The organism is Aquiflexum gelatinilyticum, assembly GCF_024813435.1.
Classification (GTDB): Bacteria; Bacteroidota; Bacteroidia; order Cytophagales; family Cyclobacteriaceae; genus Cognataquiflexum; species Cognataquiflexum gelatinilyticum.
The window spans coordinates 33,541-53,533 of record NZ_JANAEZ010000005.1; the positions used below are offsets into that span (position 1 = coordinate 33,541).

The 19,993-nt window shown below is 41.8% G+C and carries 17 protein-coding genes; all 17 read left to right on the top strand.

Annotated features, from left to right (window positions below):
- The first annotated feature begins 167 nt into the window (after positions 1 to 167).
- Positions 168 to 692: a nuclear transport factor 2 family protein gene (locus tag NK987_RS12295; RefSeq protein WP_259264072.1), complete on the top strand. Its 525-nt coding sequence runs from the start codon at positions 168 to 170 to the stop codon at positions 690 to 692.
- Between the two features lie 210 nt (positions 693 to 902).
- A complete protein-coding gene (locus tag NK987_RS12300) occupies positions 903 to 2,207 on the top strand; it encodes a DUF418 domain-containing protein (RefSeq protein ID WP_259264073.1) in 1,305 nt (434 codons plus the stop codon).
- 130 nt (positions 2,208 to 2,337) lie between these two features.
- On the top strand, positions 2,338 to 2,856 hold the full coding sequence (locus NK987_RS12305; protein WP_259264074.1) for a YybH family protein: 519 nt from the start codon (positions 2,338 to 2,340) through the stop codon (positions 2,854 to 2,856).
- A 318-nt stretch (positions 2,857 to 3,174) separates the two neighbouring features.
- Positions 3,175 to 5,592: a TonB-dependent receptor gene (locus tag NK987_RS12310; RefSeq protein WP_259264075.1), complete on the top strand. Its 2,418-nt coding sequence runs from the start codon at positions 3,175 to 3,177 to the stop codon at positions 5,590 to 5,592.
- Between the two features lie 162 nt (positions 5,593 to 5,754).
- Positions 5,755 to 6,522 (top strand): hypothetical protein, encoded by a 768-nt coding sequence (locus NK987_RS12315; protein WP_259264076.1) that lies wholly within the window; start codon positions 5,755 to 5,757, stop codon positions 6,520 to 6,522.
- Between the two features lie 231 nt (positions 6,523 to 6,753).
- Positions 6,754 to 7,152 (top strand): RidA family protein, encoded by a 399-nt coding sequence (locus tag NK987_RS12320; protein WP_259264077.1) that lies wholly within the window; start codon positions 6,754 to 6,756, stop codon positions 7,150 to 7,152.
- A 29-nt stretch (positions 7,153 to 7,181) separates the two neighbouring features.
- The gene (locus NK987_RS12325; protein ID WP_259264078.1) at positions 7,182 to 7,607 is read left to right on the top strand and encodes a nuclear transport factor 2 family protein; all 426 of its coding nucleotides are present in this window, start codon (positions 7,182 to 7,184) and stop codon (positions 7,605 to 7,607) included.
- 75 nt (positions 7,608 to 7,682) lie between these two features.
- Entirely contained in the window at positions 7,683 to 8,315 is a 633-nt protein-coding gene (locus tag NK987_RS12330; protein ID WP_259264079.1) for a DUF2306 domain-containing protein, read from the top strand.
- A gap of 93 nt (positions 8,316 to 8,408) precedes the next feature.
- Entirely contained in the window at positions 8,409 to 9,413 is a 1,005-nt protein-coding gene (gene ahr, locus NK987_RS12335; RefSeq protein ID WP_259264080.1) for an NADPH-dependent aldehyde reductase Ahr, read from the top strand.
- Between the two features lie 90 nt (positions 9,414 to 9,503).
- The gene (locus NK987_RS12340) at positions 9,504 to 9,926 is read left to right on the top strand and encodes a hypothetical protein (protein ID WP_259264081.1); all 423 of its coding nucleotides are present in this window, start codon (positions 9,504 to 9,506) and stop codon (positions 9,924 to 9,926) included.
- Positions 9,927 to 9,936: 10 nt separating this feature from the next.
- Positions 9,937 to 10,938 (top strand): c-type cytochrome, encoded by a 1,002-nt coding sequence (locus NK987_RS12345; RefSeq protein ID WP_259264082.1) that lies wholly within the window; start codon positions 9,937 to 9,939, stop codon positions 10,936 to 10,938.
- A 97-nt stretch (positions 10,939 to 11,035) separates the two neighbouring features.
- Positions 11,036 to 12,217, top strand: a complete 1,182-nt coding sequence (locus tag NK987_RS12350) for an acetyltransferase domain-containing protein (protein WP_259264083.1) — start codon at positions 11,036 to 11,038, stop codon at positions 12,215 to 12,217.
- A 184-nt stretch (positions 12,218 to 12,401) separates the two neighbouring features.
- Positions 12,402 to 15,557: a VPS10 domain-containing protein gene (locus tag NK987_RS12355; RefSeq protein WP_259264084.1), complete on the top strand. Its 3,156-nt coding sequence runs from the start codon at positions 12,402 to 12,404 to the stop codon at positions 15,555 to 15,557.
- Between the two features lie 55 nt (positions 15,558 to 15,612).
- Complete coding sequence (locus NK987_RS12360) at positions 15,613 to 16,917, top strand: M20 family metallo-hydrolase (protein WP_259264085.1); 1,305 nt, start codon at positions 15,613 to 15,615, stop codon at positions 16,915 to 16,917.
- 8 nt (positions 16,918 to 16,925) lie between these two features.
- Positions 16,926 to 17,717: a sterol desaturase family protein gene (locus NK987_RS12365; RefSeq protein ID WP_259264086.1), complete on the top strand. Its 792-nt coding sequence runs from the start codon at positions 16,926 to 16,928 to the stop codon at positions 17,715 to 17,717.
- 9 nt (positions 17,718 to 17,726) lie between these two features.
- Complete coding sequence (locus tag NK987_RS21480) at positions 17,727 to 17,864, top strand: HepT-like ribonuclease domain-containing protein (protein ID WP_420841181.1); 138 nt, start codon at positions 17,727 to 17,729, stop codon at positions 17,862 to 17,864.
- A gap of 38 nt (positions 17,865 to 17,902) precedes the next feature.
- Positions 17,903 to 19,600 carry a gamma-glutamyltransferase gene (gene ggt / locus NK987_RS12370; RefSeq protein ID WP_259264087.1) on the top strand — a complete coding sequence of 566 codons (1,698 nt, stop codon included), beginning with the start codon at positions 17,903 to 17,905 and terminating at the stop codon, positions 19,598 to 19,600.
- Positions 19,601 to 19,993: the final 393 nt, after the last annotated feature.

Here is a 19,993-nt window from a genome sequence, read left to right on the forward strand (position 1 = left end):
AAAGCAGTCATTAGTCCTAGGTAGATTTTTAATCCAAATTTTCATGGTTTAATTGAATCAGTTTAAGGCCAATAGAGTATTCTCCTGTGGAAGAGATTTAATCTAAAGACTTCTGATTCCATTTGCGATAATCGACATATTTATCCTAAACCTTGTTCCATAAAATTATGAAAAATGCAATGTTGAACGGAATTATTGTCCTGACCATGGTTGGTTGTGAATCAAAGCAGAGGTATACCCAAAATTCAAAGGAGATCGAAACGGTAAAGACTATTTTTGATAATTACATCAATGGTGATTGGGATGCATATAAATCTCATTATGCTGACAATGCACAGATTTTTATTAATGCTACAGAAAACAATCCTGCAAATATTCAGGAATTGATCGCACAGCAAAAAATCGAGATTGAAGGTCTTTCTTCTTATTCCATTGATACTGAAAATCAAAATTTGGAAATGGTGCTTGACGATAATGGAGAGACATGGGTCAATTATTGGGGAGTTTGGAAAGGAACTTTGGCGGCTAACCAAGAGACTTTCGAAATTCCCATCCATATAACCTTCGAGTTTGTGGATGGAAAAATCGTCAAAGAGTTAGGTTATTGGGACAATTCAAAAATTACCTTGGCGATGATGCAGATTCAAGCTGCAGAAGCTGCCAAATCCACAGATACTGATCCTGAACAATAAGAACCCATACGGTTAATTGCCGGTAGCGATCTGCTTGGGATTTTATTTCACATAAGAATTTTGTAAACCCTTGTTGAACAAATAGTAAAGATTCAAATGAAACGGTTTGAATTTTAGTTGATGAGAAAATCGGGGTAGGGAACCAATAGTAATTTTGAGGAGCTCTATCCCGATTCTTGTTTTTATTTCATTTATCCCCCCAAATTTACTGTGATAACACAAACAAGTAATGCTTCCTTAACCCCTATTCAGACCGATGAGCGTGTCACTTCACTCGATGTGATGCGAGGGATCGTCCTCTGCGGGATTCTGATCATGAATATCAATGGGTTTGGGTTGGCTTTTGGCTATAATGATCCTTCTGTCTTGGGCGGAGATACAGGTTTGAACCTGTATACCTGGATGATGAGTAACCTCTTTTTTGAAGGAACAATGCGGGCATTATTCTCACTGCTTTTTGGCGTGGGGATGTTTATATTTTTGGATAGGCTGCTAAAAAAAGGAGCAGGAATCAATGCAGCGGACATCTATTTCCGCCGGATTAGCTGGCTGTTGGTTTTTGGATTGATCCATGGTTACCTCTTGCTTTGGGTAGGGGAGATTCTATATAATTATGCCCTTATGGGATTTTTGGTCTATTCCTTTAGGAATATGGTCCCCAAAAAACTATTGATTATCGGTTTACTTTTGATGATTATAGGTACAGGATGGAATTACTATGATTATCGCCAAGATGATAAGTGGTTTGCCAAAGTGGAGGAGGCTGACTTAGCCTTGGCTTCCGGACAGGAACTTACAAAAGATTTGAAAGAAGCCAAGGATTCTTGGGAGAAAAGAGAATCTAAAACCTCCCCTGAGGCTACTGAAAAGTTCATAGAAGAAATGCAAAAGGGGTATTTTTCAGTTCTGGCACACTTGGCACCCATCAATTATGATTTTAATGTCAACGAACCTTACAGAGGAGACCTTTGGGATGTCTTGAGTATGATGTTGATCGGGATAGCCCTCTTTAAGTGGGGAATTCTTTCAGGGGAAAAGTCATCTTCTGTTTACTGGCTGATAGTAGGGATCGGTTATCCGATTGGGATTGCCATCAACTATTATGAGATGAAGCTGGTTTTGGATGCCCAATTTTCAACCCTTTCTTTCAGTGAGTCCAATTTAACCTACTATTGGGGGAGATTTTTTGTGGCGATGGGTCATGTAGGTCTGATCATACTTTTTTGCAAATCTCCTTTCTTCGGTTTCCTGAAAACATCCCTAGCAGCTGTCGGCAAAATGGCACTTACCAATTATCTAATGCATTCTGTGATATGTATGTTCGTATTCACAGGAGTAGGGTTTGGTCTGTTTGGACAGCTGGAGCGGTTTGAGCTGTTATATGTGGTTTTTTCCATTTGGGTTTTTCAATTAATCATAAGTCCGATCTGGTTGAAATATTTTCATTTTGGACCGGTCGAATGGATCTGGAGGAGATTGAGTTATATGCAAAAACCGCCATTTAGAAAGGTCTAGCCAATTTGTGATCAGACTACCGACCGGTAATATTTTACGATTTTGATTTAGGTATCTAAAAAAAATAAAAATAATCAACGGGGAAGCCGAAAACCGATTAGAGTAAGCACCAAACTTTAAGAAAATGAATATGAAAAATTATTTCCGAATAGCGACAGCCTGTTTCACTCTCTCCTTATTTACTGTTGCCTGTAGCTCGCCAGCTCCTGAAGAATCAGCTGCTCCGGATGAAATGACACCGACAGTTGCCGCTGAGCCTGATATGGCTTCCATCAAAACTGAAATCCAAGCCTTGGAAGACGCTTGGAGTGCTGCTGATAATGCAGGTGATGTAAATGCCCTGATGGCTTTTTATGCTGACGACGCAGTGAGTATGGGCAGTGGAAGCCCAATGGCTGTAGGCAAAGCTGCGATTCAAAAAGAAATTCAAGAGAGCGTGGCTTCCAGACCTGCCGGAACTACAGTTAAATACGAGGTATTGGATGTTTTTGGTGATGAAAATACCATCACCGAAGTAGGAAAGACAACTAGGATGGATGCCTCAGGAAAAGTTACTTCCACCGGTAAGTACATGGCAATCTGGGAAAAGCGTAATGGAAAATATATCTGTGTGAGAGATATCAGCAATAACGACTCCAAAGAAAATTAATTCCTTTCAGCTATTGGCTATTTGTATATTTTTTAACTGGGTGGGTCAATATTGATACCCACTCAGTTTTTTTTTGCTGGGTTTTAATGACTCAAATTGATTTGGCCCCAAAAAAACCAAAGAAATAGGATAATTTGATTAACTCGATTTAATATAAAGAATTAGGTAAATAATTATTTATTTTTTCATCCGGTAAATATTACTATGCTTTGGGACATAAATAGGCCTATTTCGTACATAACTAATTTTTTTCAATTTTATATTCACGACATTCTATTTATTGTTTTTAACTATTAAATTAAATAAATAGAAAATCCTATGAAAGTTTTTTTGATAATGATTGTGATGTTCTTTTTTGTTTCGGCCGGTTTTTCTCAAGGAATCATAATGGGGAAGGTTCATGATACTCAATCGAAAGGAATAGCTTTTGCAAATGTGCTGCTAAAAAGTGTCCCTGATTCTTTATTGGTCAAAGGAATCATTTCAGATGAAACAGGGAACTTTATATTTTCAGAAATCCCAAAAGGGGAATATTTTGTTGAAGTTTTTATAATGGGATACTCCAAATCCTATACCCCCGGCTTTAATTTTTCAGGAACAGAAAAAAATGAGTTGGAAGGAATAACGGTGGTGGAGGAAGCCCAAAATTTGGAAGAGGTGACGGTAAATGCCACTCGGCCATTTTTTGAGCTTGAAGAAGGAAAGATGGTGGTAAATGTTGCCAACAGCATTTCAGCGGCAGGACTTTCGGTGATTGATGTCTTGGACAGGTCACCCGGAGTTATGGTTAACCGGCAGAGTAATTCTCTTTCGATATTAGGTAAGAACGGGGTTGTCATATTAATGAATGGACATAGATTTAGAATGCCCTTGGAAGCCGCCTATCAGATGCTGGCAGGTCTGAATTCAAGCGATGTCGAAAAGATCGAAATCATCACAGTTCCCCCTTCAAATTATGATGCAGATGGAGATGCCGGTTTTATCAATATCGTGATGAAAAAGGACAATGCAACTGTTGGTACCAATGGTTCAGTGACGATTGGACAAGGCTATGGATCTGGCTACAATGGCAATATGAGTTTCAGCCTTAACCATCAGGGACCTAAATTCAGCTGGTTTGGCATACTGTCTGCAACCTATGTAGATCAGGTAGCAGAATGGGAACAATTTAGAGGCAACAACAATGGATTTGAAGACATTAGCATTGATACCTACACCGATCGATTTTCCACCAGAAAGTCAATCAATTATCAAGCTGGCTTTGATTACAAGTTAGCAACCAATACTATCCTTAGTGGCTTGGTCAGTGGCTATAATAACCGTTGGGATATGACAGCACCCAATGTTACCAAATCCAGTTATTCCATCTCTCCTGATACCCTTATTAAGATGACTACGGTAGAAGTCAATAAATGGAGTCATATCATGGGTAATATCAATCTCCAGCATACTTTCCAAAACGGGCAGGTCATTAGTACCAATGTAGATTACTTGACCTACAAAAATTCCAATCCTTCCTGGTATACCATTATGAATTATGATGAATCCAATGATTTGATCAGTTCGGAGGAATTCAGAATAACCAAAGATACACCAATTGACCTTTGGGTAGCTGATCTCAACCATTCCATGAAAATCGGGAAATCAGTAGCTGTTGAATCTGGTCTCAGAGCTACTTTTTCACAATTCACCAATACTGTGATCTTCGAAGAGAAATTGGGATCAGATTGGATGATTGACCCAAATTTCACCAATGATGGCCTTCTCAATGAAGATATTTTGGCCGCATTTTCCACAGCAAAAATTGAATTTGATGACAAGACAACTTTAAATGCAGGAGTAAGGTACGAGAACACCAAAACCAACCTGACCACTGTTTCGGGAGAGGAAATCGTTGACAGGCATTATGGGGATTTCTTTCCAACGGCATTTTTATCCAGAAAAATAAATGACAACAACTTGGTTCAGGTATCCTATGGGCGGAGGATTACCCGTCCTACTTTCAATCAGATGGCACCCTTTGTGTTTTTTTCTGACCCTTTTACATTTTTCGCCGGAAATGAAAATATCCTTCCTACCTACACGAATACCTTCAAAACGGATTTCTCACACAAAAGCATGATTTTCTTTGTACAGTATAGCCAAGATAAAAATGTGATTGCATCTTTCCAGCCCACACTTGATGAAGAAACCAATACGGTATTCTTAAAGACGGAAAACCTTGACCAAAGTCAGACTGTTGCCATGATGGTTGCCTTCCCTTTGAAGGTAACTTCTTGGTGGGAAATGCAAAACAACTTCACCTTTAACTATCAAAAAGTAAATTCAGAGTTAAATGGGGAAATTTATGAAGTAGATCAGAAAGGTTTACAGGTAGTGCTGACCAATACTTTCCCTCTTCCCAAAAAATACACCATAGAGTTGATGGGATATTATATTTCGCCCACCATCAACGGCTATTTCAATTGGCTTTCAAGAGGCTTTGTCAATCTTGGAATCCAAAAAGACTTTGAAAAATCAGGAGTATTAAGGGTATCCTGCAACGATATTTTTGAAACAAGCCAAATGCGATGGAAGTCATTTGAAGGTGCGGATTTAGAATTTTCAGGTAGGTTCAAGTTTGAAAAAAGGGTGTTTATGGCCACCTATACTTACAGATTTGGAAACAGCAAGATCAAGGGAACAAGGAATAGGAAAGTGGGTTCCCAAGAGGAACAGAGAAGGGTCACCAATTAATCAGATTATGTTTTTCACTGCGGGAAAATGAATTATTGTCTTCGGACAATTTTGGAATATGTTCGTCCCAAAAGCTTCTTTAAAGAGATGAAAAAAATTGACATTGGGGTATAATTTTTAACCGATTCAAAACTAATTAAAACCGCTTTAACCAAAATGACCATGAAAAAAAGAATGAATTATGTAATCATCCTGACAATGGGAATAGCGCTCAATTGGGCTTTATTGTCTTCCTCCATTGCCCAAACCGAACCACTCGGTCCATTGATGTCAGTGACGGAATTTACGATCAAGCCCGGGCATGAAATGCAGTTTAGGGAAGGCATCAAAGCATGGAAAGCCTGCTACCTGGAAAACAAAGGCGATTGGACCTGGAGAATGTGGCAAAGACAGCAGGGAGAAGGAAGTGTATTTGTGCTTGCTTCTGATATGGCAAACTGGGCTGAAATGGACAAAACCGACGAGTCAGGCAAAAAATGCCAAGACCTTGCCCGGACCCTGATCAATCCACATATTGAGAAAGCGACCTCACATGTGACCAGGTTTCAACTTGGAATGAGCAAAAGTTCTGCACTTACTGAAGATATCATCAGGGTTTCTTTCTATGATTTGAACCCCATAAATGGCCATCGACTGATGGAGGTTGTCAAAGAAGTGGAAGGAATCCGCAAAAGTGCAGGTCTTGAACCCGGGGGTTATTGGTATCAATGGCAGACAGCGGGACCCGAAAGCCCAAGTTTCCATCACGTGATGCCTTACAAAGATTATGCAGCAATGGACATCATTCAGGAAGGAGTTTGGCAGACTGTTGAAAAAAACGCCGGAAAGGCCAAAAGGGATGAACTTCAGGCAGCATTTCGATCATCCCTTCAGAATACTTGGAATTATATCTACACCTTGGATAAGGACATAAGCAATCCCGCCAAGTAAAATAAATATGTAATCCTTTTTGATTTAGCAGTAAAATCCAACTCGGGCAATTGCCAATTAGTTGATAAAAATAGGGTAGAGGCATCTGGAGAAATCCTTTTTGTCGAAGCCCTTTTTTTTTCGGGTAATAAAACCATGGCTTAGGACATAAAATCGAGTGCTTCGTCCCTGATGGTTTTATTTATCTAAAATCAAAAAGTAAATTCTGTGCTGTTACCAAGATAAAGTGATATGAAAACAGAAAAACCTGAATTTTTCAGTTTGAGACCTGAAATCGAAAAAGCCTACGGCTATAGCCATGCTGTCAAGATTAGTAACAGTATCAAAGTATCAGGTGCCGTCAGCATGGATGATGAAGGTGCGCCTACCGCTGTGGGCGATTTTTTCCAACAGATGAAAAACTGCTATTCCGATCTTGACAAAGTTTTAAAGCACTTTGGCTGCACCTTTGACGATGTAGTGGTTGAAAATGTTTTTACCACAGATATGTCGGCATTTTTAGAACATGCAGCTTACCGAAATTCCATCTATACCCAACATTTTCCTACAGGTTCCTGGTTGGAAGTCAAAGGCTTGGCTTTGCCTGAATTCCTGATCGAAATCGAATTGGAAGCGCATAAAGAGAATTAAAAAAATCAATAAACAACAAAAAGGATCTTATGAATACAATTGAAAATGATTTAAAAAATGCAACCCAAAACAGGGCGGTCATAGATGGACTTTACAAAGCCTTTGCTGTGGGTGATATTCCTGAAGTCCTTGGTGCCATGGATGCTAACATAGTCTGGAATGAAGCCGAAGGCAATGCCTATGCAGACCGCAATCCATACATAGGACCTGAATCGGTCTTGAACGGGGTTTTTGGCCGGATAATGCAGGAACATGAGTTTTTCAATTTGGAGGATATCGAGCTTCACGAAATGTTAAACGATAAAGTATTGGCCACTTTACGCTATGATGCCAAAGGCAAGAATGGAAAGCATTACAATGCCCAAGTGGCCCATTTCTGGACATTGAAAGACGGGAAAGTAGTTGCCTTTCAACAATATGTAGATACCAAAAAGTTAAGTGATGCCTTGAATTAGTGAAACAAACCTTATTCCTGACTAGTGTGAATTTATAATATTAGAAAAAAAACCAATAACCCCTTTATTGAAACCATGGCAAAAACCCTCACCCTTATCCCCGAAAAACCCAAAACTTGGCTAAGCCTTTTGGCTTGGGGTTTTCTTATCGTTTTCGCCGGAAAATTTGTCCTGGTGGAAGCTTTACCCTATTTCGGATTTGATGAAGAAGTGTATGGCAGGTTCTGGAGGATGAAATGGCCGCTGATCGGGCATATCACAGGCGGTTTGCTCGCCTTGGTATTAGGCCCATTCCAGTTTTGGGCGGGGTTTAGAAACAGGTACCTTAAAGTCCACCGATGGATGGGAAAGTTATACTTAATCGGAATTTTGATCGGAACGGTCAGTTCTGTTGCTCTTGCGCTGACTACCGGAATGGCCATCCATTTGTCATGGGCGATTTCTTTGATAGTTCTTGCCATGGCTTGGTTTCTGACTACCGGAATGGCATTTCGATTTATTTTGCTGCGTCGGATCAACTTACACAAGGAATGGATGGTCAGAAGCTATGTGGTGACATTTGCTTTTGTGCTATTCCGTTGGCTGAACAGCACTCCCTATTTCGTCGAAATGGGGAATTTCATCGAAAGAGGCCCAACGATGATATGGGTTTCATGGGTCATTCCGCTTCTGATTACAGAAGTAGTGTTACAGTGGAATAAGAAATAAAGAAAGCTTCAAAGAAATTACAATTAAATACTAAAATTTTCAATTTTAATTATTTGATATACAATTTGTTCACATTTTAAACTAAAGACAAACATGAAAGTATCAGCTTTTGCAGCAACGGGGCCGCATGAAAAATTAAAGCCATTTACTTACGAAATGGGAGAATTAGGATCTGAGCAAGTAGATATCAGGGTTATCAACTGTGGAATCTGCCATTCAGATCTCAGCATGATGAACAATGACTGGGGAATGACCGCCTACCCAATTGTCCCTGGACATGAAATCATTGGTGAAGTGGTAGCAGCAGGAAATGCTGTCAAAAATGTAAAAGTCGGGGATAAAGTCGGCTTGGGTTGGTTCTCTGGATCTTGCATGTCCTGTCATGAATGTATGGATGGCGCACATCATCTCTGCACTTCTGCCGAATTCACTATTGGTGGGAGACATGGTGGTTTTGCTGACTATGTCCGAAGCCATTGGTCTTGGGCAATTCCGCTTCCTGAGGGAATCGATATGGATAAGGCCGGCCCATTGCTTTGTGGGGGAATCACCGTGTTTAATCCGATCATTCTCGCGGGAGTCAAAGCGACTGACAAAGTTGGAGTCATTGGCATTGGAGGTCTTGGTCATATGGCACTCAAATTTCTAAACAAGTGGGGTTGTGAAGTTATCGCTTTTAGCTCCAACCCTGATAAAAAGACATCCATTATGGCAATGGGAGCGACCAAGGTTGTGGATTCAACTAATCCCGAAGAACTTGCTAAAATCGCAGGAAGTCTGAATTTTATTCTCAATACGACCAATGTGACTTTAGATTGGAATTCCTATCTGACAGTTTTAGCTCCTAAAGGAAAATTTCACAATGTAGGAGCGGTTTTAGAACCTTTGGCCATACCTGCTTTTTCTTTGATTATGGGAGAGAAGTCTGTCGCAGGCAGTCCTTTAGGCAGTCCGGCCCTGACTAGAACCATGTTGGAATTCTGTGTAAGACATGACATTTATCCGATTACTGAAGAATATCCTATGTCAAAAATCAATGAAGCGATAGAACATCTGGAGTCCGGTAAAGCCCGTTTCCGAATCGTATTAAAAAACTAGAAGTTATGAATATCCTTAAGGGTACCGCTAATTTAATTTAAAAGGAGAAAGCCGAAAACCGATTTAGAGTAGGCAACCATAAAAACCAAAATGAAAAATTTAGCAATCCTAACAATTCTTATGGCATTTACACTAAGTGCCTATTCCCAAGGTTCTTTTACCGAAAAGACCTTCCATGAACTTATGGCTAAGACTGAAGATCGGATGTTTACATTAGAAAATACCGATGAAAGCTTTGTGTTTATTACAGGTAATGGCCAAAAAATGGGCCGTAACGAGATAAAGGAAGCAATCTCCACGATGACCGTTTTAAATGAGTTTTCAGATCTAACAGTAAATCAATCAGGTGGTACTGTAATAGTTTCGGGTCTGATCGACCAAAAGATAAGTCAAAAAAAGAATCCTTCAGATGTTTTTGAATACAAAGGCGTATTTACGGCCGTTTATGCATCTCAAAAAAAGAATTGGGTTCTGATGTCGTGGCAACATTCTGATTATAAGCCGGATAACTAATATAACAGCTATGTTAAAGAAAATCATTTTCGGAACACTTATTCTCTTGGTAGTATTCATTGGGGGATTTGTTTTTTATGTCCAACTAAATTGGAATAAAACCTATGACATTTCCTATCCTGATCTTCAGGTCAGTACTGATTCCACAGTAATCGAAAGGGGGAAATATCTCGTTCATGGTCCCGCCCATTGTTCCAATTGCCATGTGGGAAGTGTTGCGGAAATGATTGCGGCCGATGCGGGTGAGAGAATCCCTCTTAAAGGAGGTGTGCCATTCAATATGGGCGCTCTCGGCACCATGTACCCAAGGAATTTGACTTCTGATTCGGAAACAGGTATAGCAAGGTATTCGGACAAGGAAATGTTTAGGATGATGCGGCATGTAGTAAAACCGGATGGTACAGGTACCCTAATTGTATTGATGCCTTTTTGGAATATGGCAGATGAAGACCTAGTGGCGGTGGTTTCCTACCTCAGAACCATGGCGCCTGTAAATAATGATGTTCCCAATAATGATTGGACTTTTGTAGGAAAAGCAGTTCGGGTGTTGGCAAGCTCTTTTCAACCAATATCCGACCCTAGTCCGGCCCCGGTCTCCCCTCCGATGGAAGCCACCATAGCCAGGGGAGAATATGTGGCTAGATATGTGGCAAATTGTGTAGGCTGTCATACCAATCGTGACCCCATGACTTTTGAAGCCATAGGTCCTGAATACGCCGGTGGAATGGAATTTGAACCTTGGCCTGAATTTGCTTTGGCTGTAGGGGGTGATCCTGAAACCTGGATGCGTACCCCTAACATTACCCCCCATCCAAACAGCGCTCTGTCAAAATTCAAAACTGTAGAAGAATGGAAAGCAAGATTCCGTCAGGGAAGGCTGATCAATATATCCCAGATGCATTGGGGACCCTTTTCCAGAATGACCGATGAAGATTTGGAGGCGCTATACCTGTATCTAACCAGCTTGGAGCCTTCTGATTATGATGCTGGAGAGTTGATGTTTAAGAAATAGAATCATAAACTGAATAGATCAAATTGGACAACGGTCACTCGACTGCTGTCCAATTCTTTTGTTAAAAAAAATCAATCTTTAGAAAGTAATATAATCAATGAATTCAATCTCTGTCCCCAACCAAAGAATCTCCTCTATCGATCTTGTCAAAGGCCTTGCTATGCTCATCATGGCATTGGACCATGTGCGGGATTATGTGCATGCCCCTGCTTTCCTATTCAACGCGGCAGACCCTGAACAAACAACTTTGGCCATTTTCTTCACCCGCTGGGTCACGCACTTCTGTGCGCCTGCTTTCAGTTTTCTCGCAGGACTTTCTGCTTTTATGATAGGCAAGAGAAAACCAAAAAATGAATTATCGGGATTTCTTCTCAAAAGGGGACTTTGGCTTGTATTTATTGAGCTAACTGTGATCAATTTTGGGTGGCTTTTTGATCTAAGTTTTGGAACCATTCTTTTACAGGTCATCTGGTCCTTGGGAATCAGCATGATTGCCTTGGCGGGTTTGGTTTACTTACCCCGTAAAGTCATTTTGATTTTTAGCCTTATCCTGATTTTTGGACATAACCTTTTGGACAATATCCAATTTGATGATTCTATATTATGGGCAATGTTTCACAAACTCAATATTTTCATGCTTTCAGAAAATTTGATGTTTATAGCAGGATATCCAATCATCCCTTGGATAGCTGTGATGTCCCTTGGTTATTGCTTTGGTGACTTTTACGACAAATCAGTGGACAGTTCAAAAAGGAGAAAGACATTCAATTTGATCGGGATTGGTGCTATTGTTCTTTTTGTTGTGCTGAGGTGGACCAATGTCTATGGAGATCCTATCCTGTTTCAGCAGTATGATAGACCCGGTCAGGACCTGGTTTCATTCCTGAATCCAACCAAATACCCGCCTTCACTTTTGTTTCTATTGATGACTTTGGGAGGGACACTCCTCCTTTTGGCCAATTCGGAGAAATGGAAAGGAAAACTAGTGGATTTTATCTGCACCTTCGGCAGGGTTCCGTTTTTTTTCTACATCATCCACATTTATCTAATTCATCTCATTGCTATCGGATTGGTGACGCTTACGGGTTTCGTCTGGGAGAAGAACATGGTTTTGGCGGCATGGGGAGCAATCGAAAATCCGATTCCCGGTTATGGATTTCCGCTTTGGGTAGTATATGTTGTCTGGATTTCAGTGATTTTGGTATTGTATCCGATTTGTAAAAAGTTTGACCGCTACAAGCAGGGCAATAAGGACAAATGGTGGCTCAGCTATCTCTGATTTTGTAAAACAAGAATTCATACCACTGGAGATTCAATCCAATAGGAATTCTATTCCCATGCGAAATGTAAATTAATGAGGATGCTTCTTCTTTTAAATTCAAATTCCGGTATATTCAATTCTGTGAATGAAGTTAAATTGCACTCAGATTGTATTAGAACCTACCAATTGAAAACCACCAAAAATGAATCATTTTAAGCATTTTCTCCTCTGTTTATTTCTTTTTCCTATGCTGGGTTTTGCACAGCAAGCCGATCTTGCCGGACATTTGAACCAGCTTGATTTTAGGTTTATAGGACCTGATGGTAACCGTACCATTGCTGCCGTTGGCGAACCCAACAACCTCATGGTCATGTATGTAGGCATGGCGTCAGGGGGTCTTTTCAAAACGGAAGATGGAGGGACTACATGGCGGTCAATTTTTGATGAGCAGGATATATCTTCTGTTTCTGCATTGGCTTTGGCGCCATCAGACCCTAATCAGGTCTGGGCAGGTACCGGGGAAACTTTCCTAATCCGTCCTGCACATGCGATGGGTAATGGGATTTACAAATCCAATAATGCGGGGAAAACTTTCCAATACATGGGTTTAAAAGAAACGGCCCGTATCGGGCAGATTGTGGTAGATCCGAAAAACCCTGATATAGTCTATGTAGCTGCTTTGGGCCATACATATGGTCCACAAAAAGAAAGAGGAGTGTATAAAACCACAGATGGAGGAAAAACTTGGAACCAAGTACTTTTTGTAAATGAGCAAACCGGCGCAGTAGATTTGGCATTGAATCCCAAAAATCCCGAGATTCTATTTGCGGCCTTTTGGTCAATTGACATCAAAACATGGGGGCTGAACAGCGGAGGCGCCGGAGGTGGAATCTACAGAAGTAAAGACGGAGGAGCCACATGGGAAGCACTTAAAGACAAAGGATTGCCGGGTGGAGAAAGGAATCCTGTGGGCAAAACATCTGTGGCCGTTGCCTACAGCAATCCAAATATCGTTTACGCCTTGTTTGAAATGGATAGTCCTCAGCTTTGGAAATCAACTGATGGTGGAGATACTTGGGAACTGACCATGATCAACCATGACATCAATGAGCGGGCCCCTTATTACACCAAATTGAGAGTTTCCACAGATGATCCTGATGAAATTTACTTTGCTTCGGTAAAATTCAGCACCTCCAAGGACGGTGGCAAAACGCTGGCCAGCGCAGGTTATCGGGCAGGTGGAGACAACCATGACATATGGGTTGATCCGCTAAATCCAAACCGGATTTTAGTGGCGCATGATGGAGGGCTTGGGGTGACTTGGAACAAACAGGAATCCTACAAGCAGCATGTGTTCCCCAATGCACAGATGTACCATGTATGGACTGATAATCAGATTCCTTACAATGTCTATGGAAACCGGCAGGATGGCTATTCTTACCGTGGCCCAAGCAATAGCCGTCAAGGAAGTATTCCGCTTGGACTCTGGCAGGCTGTCGGAGGATGTGAGAGTGGGTGGGCTATCCCTGACCCTGTAGACAACCATATAGTTTGGTCGGGATGCTATGATGGTGGACTGCAGGTATACGACATGCGAACAGGACATGCCCGAGACGTTCGGGTTTGGCCGGAAGCAGGATATGGCTGGGCACCGCAGGACATGCGCTACAGATGGCATTGGTCCTTCCCGATTTTTATCAGTCCTCATAACCACAAACGTGTTTATGTCGGAAGTCAGTTTGTACATATGACAGAAGATTATGGGCAAAGCTGGAAAATCATCAGCCCGGACCTCACCCGAAATGACAAATCCCATCAGCAGTCTTCGGGAGGAATTGCGACAGATAACCTCATGACTTTTGATGCCTCGGTTCTTTTTGCCATTGCCGAATCTAAAATTGAAGACGGACTCATTTGGACCGGAAGCAATGATGGTTTGGTTCAGTTGACCAGAGACGGCGGCAAAACCTGGACAGATGTCTCAGAAAAAATAATGGGAAAACCTGAGCTTGGGACAATTTCCAGCATTGAACCATCAAGACATCAGCAAGGAACTGCCTACATAACAGTTGATGCACATCAGCTTGGAGACTTTGATCCTTATATTTTCAAAACCACCGATTATGGCAAGACCTGGGAAAAAATCAGCGAGGGAATAGAACATTCAGAATCCAGCTTTGTCCATGTTGCTCGTGAAGATCCAAAAGTCAAAGGAATGCTTTATGCAGGTACGGATAAAGGACTCTACATTTCAAAGGATGACGGCAAAACCTGGTTCAGACTAAGAAATAACCTACCACCGGTACCGATTTATTGGTTGACAATCCAAATGGAATTCAATGATATGGTGATCGGTACATATGGCAGGGGATTCTACATTTTGGATGATATTGGCGCAATACAAGAATTGGATAAGGAGGTTTTGGCAAAAGAGGTACATCTCTTCAATCAACAGCCGGCCTACCGATTTCAAGAAATACAAGGAATCAAAACAGAAGGCCGAACCATGACCACAGGATCAAATCCCCCATATGGCATGGATATCAATTATTATTTGAAAAATCCGGCAAAAGAGGTCAAGGTGGAAATTTTTGATAAAGACGGAAATCAAGTCAGAACCATCAATGGCAGGAAAGATTCAGGGGTAAACAGGGTTTGGTGGGATTTGCGTCATGAACCTACACTTCAACCAAAATTATTGGTAGCGCCTCAGGATAAACCTTGGGTAAAATTAGAGGGCAGGGAATTTAGACCGCTAGTGACTTGGGATTTGGATCTTTATCGTGGGCAATTTGGGCCTCGGGTGATTCCCGGAGAGTATGAAATCAGGATCACTGTTGATGGACAAACTTTCAGTCAAAAAGGAAAGGTCATCAAGGACCCAAACACTGCCGGTACTTTAGATGATATTCAAAAGCAAGTTGAGTTCTCATTAAAACTCAATGCGGCAATGAACGAAGTGGTACTTGCCATCAATGAGATCGAAATCATCCGCAAGGAACTCGAGGAATTGACACTTCTAAATCAGGATGAACAAATCGCTTTGAAAGCAAAGGAACTTGAAGCAAAGATCTTGGAAGTCGAAGGGGCATTATTTGATGTCAACCTTACCGGTGCAAGGGAAGATGCTTTTAGAAATCCGATGAAACTCTATGGAAGAATCAGTGCTTTGGCCAGCGATACGGGCGGATTTGGAGCTGATTTCAGGCCAACTAACCAACAAATGGAAGTATACAATGTCTTCAGAAAACAGCTGGATGACATTCAGGTCCAATACAAAAGACTGATAGAGGAGGAGATCCCGAAGTTCAATCAGTATCTATTGTCAAGAGATATCCAAATGATTCTGAAAAGGTGATTTTCAATTGAATCGGACTATAAAAGCATTGGAGAAAATGAAAAATTCAATAAGTATGAAATCAATTTTACTGATAAGCATTTTGTTTTTGTTTGCTTTCTCAGTATTTGCCCAAGTCAAGGTCAATGAGAAACGTATTGAACAACGGATTTTTGAATTGGCAGAGTTTGGGAAAAATGAAAAAGGAGAAGGCCAAAGGGTAGCTTACAGTCAGGGAGATATTGCCGGCAGGGCTTACTTTATGGATCTGATGCGAAAGGCTGGTCTTGAAGTTCACTTAGACTTTGCGGGCAATATCATCGGAAAAAGGGCAGGTAAGGACTCTTCCAAAAAACCCATTGCCTTTGGTTCCCACATCGATATGGTTCCAAATGGCGGAAACTATGACGGTGCTTACGGTTCCATCACTGCTCTCGAAATCATCGAAGTTCTGAATGAGAATAACATCATAACCGAGCATCCTTTGGAGTTGATTATTTTCCAAAACGAGGAAGGAGGATTGGTAGGGAGTAGGGCTTTGTCAGGCAACCTGAACAGGGAAGCTTTGTCCCAAAAGAGTGCAAGTGGTCTCACCTTGGAAGAAGGCATAAGGGCTATCGGAGGCAATCCGGATAGGCTGGAGGAGGTCGTCAGAAAAAAGGGTGACTTGGCAGCTTTTATAGAAATTCATATTGAGCAGAGCAAAGTATTGGAAAGCCGCGGCATAGATGTGGCCATTGTTGAAGGCATTGTTGGTATTGAGGATTGGGACATCACTGTCACAGGGATGGCCAACCATGCTGGAAGCACGCCCATGAACGACCGGCAGGATGCATTGATCGCTGCTTCCAAATTGGTATTGGCTGTGAATGAGGTAGTCAACAGCTATGAAGGTGCGCAAGTAGGGAGTGTGGGGAAAATCTCTGTTCCTTCAGGTGCTCCCAATATCATTCCGGGAAAAGTGGAAATGAGCCTTCAGATGCGTGACCTTTCTTCAGAAAAAATCATGAGAATGTTTGCCGACATCCAAATGCGGGCCGCTCAGATCGAAAAAGAAACCAATACTAAAATCCAATTTGAAAATCTAAACCTCGGGACCACTCCGACCTTTGCAAGTCAGGAAATTCAGGATAAAATGGTTCAGGCAGCCAAATCTCTTGGGATTACCCATATCAACATGCAGAGCGGTGCCGGTCATGATGTCCAGGAAATGGCAAAATTGGGACCTATCGGACTGGTCTTTATCCCGAGCAAGGACGGCATCAGCCACAATCCAGAGGAATATTCCTCTCCTGCAGAAATGGCAAACGGAGCCAATGTGATGCTACATACAGTTTTGTTGTTAGACAAAAGTTTAAGCCTAAAATTGAAAAGAAACTGATCTGAGCAATGGAAACCCTCGAATACCTCCTTAGCATTGACATCAATTACATCGCAGTCGGATTGATCGCACTGTTTTTTACTTTGGAACATGTGCTCAGTACCCAATTTCCATTTAAAGAAAGGGGAAAGCATTTTTGGAACAGCCTCCTGTTTCAGGTGGTATTCCTGATCGGCAACCTATTTTGGGCGGGTTTCTTCGTTTTCTGCATTGAATGGCTCAATCAAAATGAAATAGGATTGTTCTATATGCTTGAATTCCCCCTTTGGCTGAAGCTGATTTTAGGTATTTTGATCTTGGATTTAGGTACTTATTGGTTCCATAGAATTTCCCATCTTTCCCCGCTACTTTGGCGGTTTCATAGGGTTCACCACAGTGATACTACCATGGACTCATCCAATTATTTCCGATCCCATCCGATTGAAGTCCTTTTCTGGTTTGGAAGCGCACCCATTTTGATGTCGGCCATTTTCGGATTGGATCTGTTTACCATAGGAGTGTATTTTTTGGTATTGACTCCCTTTCTGGTCATTGAGCATTCCAATTTAAAGTTCCCTGCCTGGTTGGACAAAACTATTGGATTGGTGATCACCACGCCCAACTTCCACAAGATTCACCACGATCAGGATCAGCATTATACCGACTCGAATTTTGCCGACATATTTATCCTTTGGGACAGGATTTTCGGGACTTACAAATACAAACCTGCAGAGCAGGTCAAACTAGGATTGGAAGAATTCGATGAAGAAAGAAAGCAGACTTTCTGGTATTTGATCAGAAGTCCATTTTTAAGAGATTGATTGTCTACTTTGTTTTTTCTTTGTGTTTATTTTTTAATTTCCCATGAATATTTCAATATCAAAATGACTGCTGTTTGGGAGATCATCCAAAGAGACTTACCCAAATTGAAATCAATGGTTACTATTATCCTTGAAACTGAGTTTTAACTGTTGCACAAGAAAATTCTAAATAGCCTTTCCCAAATATGAAAAACTTCAAATCCATTATATTCCAAATCCTCTGGTTAGCCTCCCTCTTTTTTACTCCATTCCACCTCCATGCCCAAACCTACGGCAAAAACGGCATGGTTGTCTCTGACAATGTCCTTGCCTCTGAAGTGGGTATAGACATTTTGAAAAAGGGAGGAAATGCCATCGATGCGAGTATTGCCACGGCATTTGCTTTGGCAGTGACACATCCCGAGGCAGGCAATATCGGTGGAGGAGGATTTATTGTTTTGATGAAATCAGATGGGGAAGTCACGACTTTTGACTTTAGGGAAAAAGCACCATTGAAAGCAACACCTGACATGTTTCAGGATGCCGCAGGTAACCTGATCGAAAACGCGAACAGCAATGGCTTAAAGGCCGTTGGCGTGCCCGGTACAGTGGCAGGCCTTTACCTAGCCCATCAAAAATACGGGAAATTGCCTTGGCCGGATTTGGTGCAGCCTGCTGTTGATTTGGCTCAAAAAGGGTTTCCCATGACTTGGGGATTGTATAAAGCTGCGCTGAATATGGAAGATTGGGATGATTCATATGACATCATGACCAATTATTTCCGCAATTCTGCCGGTGAAATCATCCAACCGGGAGTGCTTTGGACACAGCCTGCCTTGGCCAAAACCCTTTCACTGATCCTGGACAAAGGTCAGGATGGCTTTTACAAAGGTGAAGTTGCCGAAGAAATCGAAGCCTACATGAAAGCCAAAGGTGGAATCATCACCAAGGAAGATTTGGCAAGATATAAAGCCATCGAGCGCAAACCTATCAAAGGAACCTACAAAGGCTACGACATCTATTCGATGCCGCCACCGAGTTCGGGTGGAGTAGCCCTGATAGAGATGATGAACCTGATGGAACTGGCAGACCTCCAAAAAATTGAATTCAATTCCACGGCTTATGTGCATTTGGTAGCTGAAGCGATGCGAAGGGCTTTTGCCGATCGTGCGGAGCATTTGGGTGATCCTGATTTCAATCCTGAGATACCTTTGGATAAATTGACATCCAAGGAATTTGCCAAAAAACGTTTTGAGAATATTGACCTCAAAAAAGCCTCCGTCAGCGACTCTTCGAAATTTGGACAATTATATGACGGAAGCAGCACGACGCACTTTTCGGTAGTGGACAAAGAGGGCAATGCCGTCTCCCTGACATATACCCTCGAAAATTCCTATGGGGTAGGGATGGGTTCTGCCAAACTCGGCTTCATCTTCAACAATGAAATGGGAGACTTCAACCCCGTGCCGGGAGTGACCAACGGCGACGGACAGATCGGTTCCAATCCAAATCTGATCGCACCTGAAAAGCGGATGCTGTCCAGCATGACGCCGACCATTGTCGCCAAAGACGGCAAACCATACCTGATCATCGGAAGCCCGGGAGGGAGGACGATCATCAATACGGTGTTTCAAACAGTCCTCAATGTCCTGGAATACAACATGCGGATCGACAAGGCCATCGAAGCCATGAAAATCCACCACCAATGGCTTCCGGATGGGTTGGTGTATGAAAAGCACTTGATGTCCCCCGATACCCGTGATGCGTTGACGAAGATGGGACATAGGCTATTTCCTTACAACAATCTCGGTGTCTTAATGGGAATCACCTATGATCCCAAGCTTAAAGTCTTTATTGGAGCTGCCGATTCTTCGAGTGATGATGGAGCAGCGGTGGGGTATTGAGAAAAGGAAAGGAGGAATATTTAAGCATCTTATTCTTTTCAATTAACCTTTTTATGGAACAACCGTGGGGAGGAAGAAATTTTACCGGGCCGGCGGGGGTTTGTGTAAGGGAGGATTAAAATTTCTTGCCTTTTTTGGTTACTTTTTGTGGTAAGACAAAAAGTGACACAAGAATGAAACACATAGAAGATTGGGATCGATGTAAAGAGTAAAAATAAAGAAATCAATCCCGGCCATTTCGGTTTTAAGAATTCTCCTTTTTAGAAAACTCGTGACCGAAATTCCTTAATCGTTCCCATTCTTACCCATGGGCTATGGTTCATGAAAATTTGAGTAAAGTTTGAAGTTCAGAGAAGCGCCTTGCCCATAACTACTGTTACTTCGCCCGCTTCG

What these genes read in the sequence shown, in the direction of transcription:
- NK987_RS12320 (WP_259264077.1), top strand. Translation starts at nt 6,754, where the DNA reads ATGAAAACAGAAAAACCTGAATTTTTCAGTTTGAGACCTGAAATCGAA.
- NK987_RS12330 (WP_259264079.1), top strand. Translation starts at nt 7,683, where the DNA reads ATGGCAAAAACCCTCACCCTTATCCCCGAAAAACCCAAAACTTGGCTA.
- NK987_RS12355 (WP_259264084.1), top strand. Translation starts at nt 12,402, where the DNA reads ATGAATCATTTTAAGCATTTTCTCCTCTGTTTATTTCTTTTTCCTATG.
- NK987_RS12340 (WP_259264081.1), top strand. Translation starts at nt 9,504, where the DNA reads ATGAAAAATTTAGCAATCCTAACAATTCTTATGGCATTTACACTAAGT.
- NK987_RS12295 (WP_259264072.1), top strand. Translation starts at nt 168, where the DNA reads ATGAAAAATGCAATGTTGAACGGAATTATTGTCCTGACCATGGTTGGT.
- NK987_RS12360 (WP_259264085.1), top strand. Translation starts at nt 15,613, where the DNA reads ATGAAATCAATTTTACTGATAAGCATTTTGTTTTTGTTTGCTTTCTCA.
- NK987_RS12325 (WP_259264078.1), top strand. Translation starts at nt 7,182, where the DNA reads ATGAATACAATTGAAAATGATTTAAAAAATGCAACCCAAAACAGGGCG.
- NK987_RS12315 (WP_259264076.1), top strand. Translation starts at nt 5,755, where the DNA reads ATGAAAAAAAGAATGAATTATGTAATCATCCTGACAATGGGAATAGCG.
- ahr (WP_259264080.1), top strand. Translation starts at nt 8,409, where the DNA reads ATGAAAGTATCAGCTTTTGCAGCAACGGGGCCGCATGAAAAATTAAAG.
- NK987_RS12365 (WP_259264086.1), top strand. Translation starts at nt 16,926, where the DNA reads ATGGAAACCCTCGAATACCTCCTTAGCATTGACATCAATTACATCGCA.
- ggt (WP_259264087.1), top strand. Translation starts at nt 17,903, where the DNA reads ATGAAAAACTTCAAATCCATTATATTCCAAATCCTCTGGTTAGCCTCC.
- NK987_RS12305 (WP_259264074.1), top strand. Translation starts at nt 2,338, where the DNA reads ATGAAAAATTATTTCCGAATAGCGACAGCCTGTTTCACTCTCTCCTTA.
- NK987_RS12350 (WP_259264083.1), top strand. Translation starts at nt 11,036, where the DNA reads ATGAATTCAATCTCTGTCCCCAACCAAAGAATCTCCTCTATCGATCTT.
- NK987_RS12310 (WP_259264075.1), top strand. Translation starts at nt 3,175, where the DNA reads ATGAAAGTTTTTTTGATAATGATTGTGATGTTCTTTTTTGTTTCGGCC.
- NK987_RS12345 (WP_259264082.1), top strand. Translation starts at nt 9,937, where the DNA reads ATGTTAAAGAAAATCATTTTCGGAACACTTATTCTCTTGGTAGTATTC.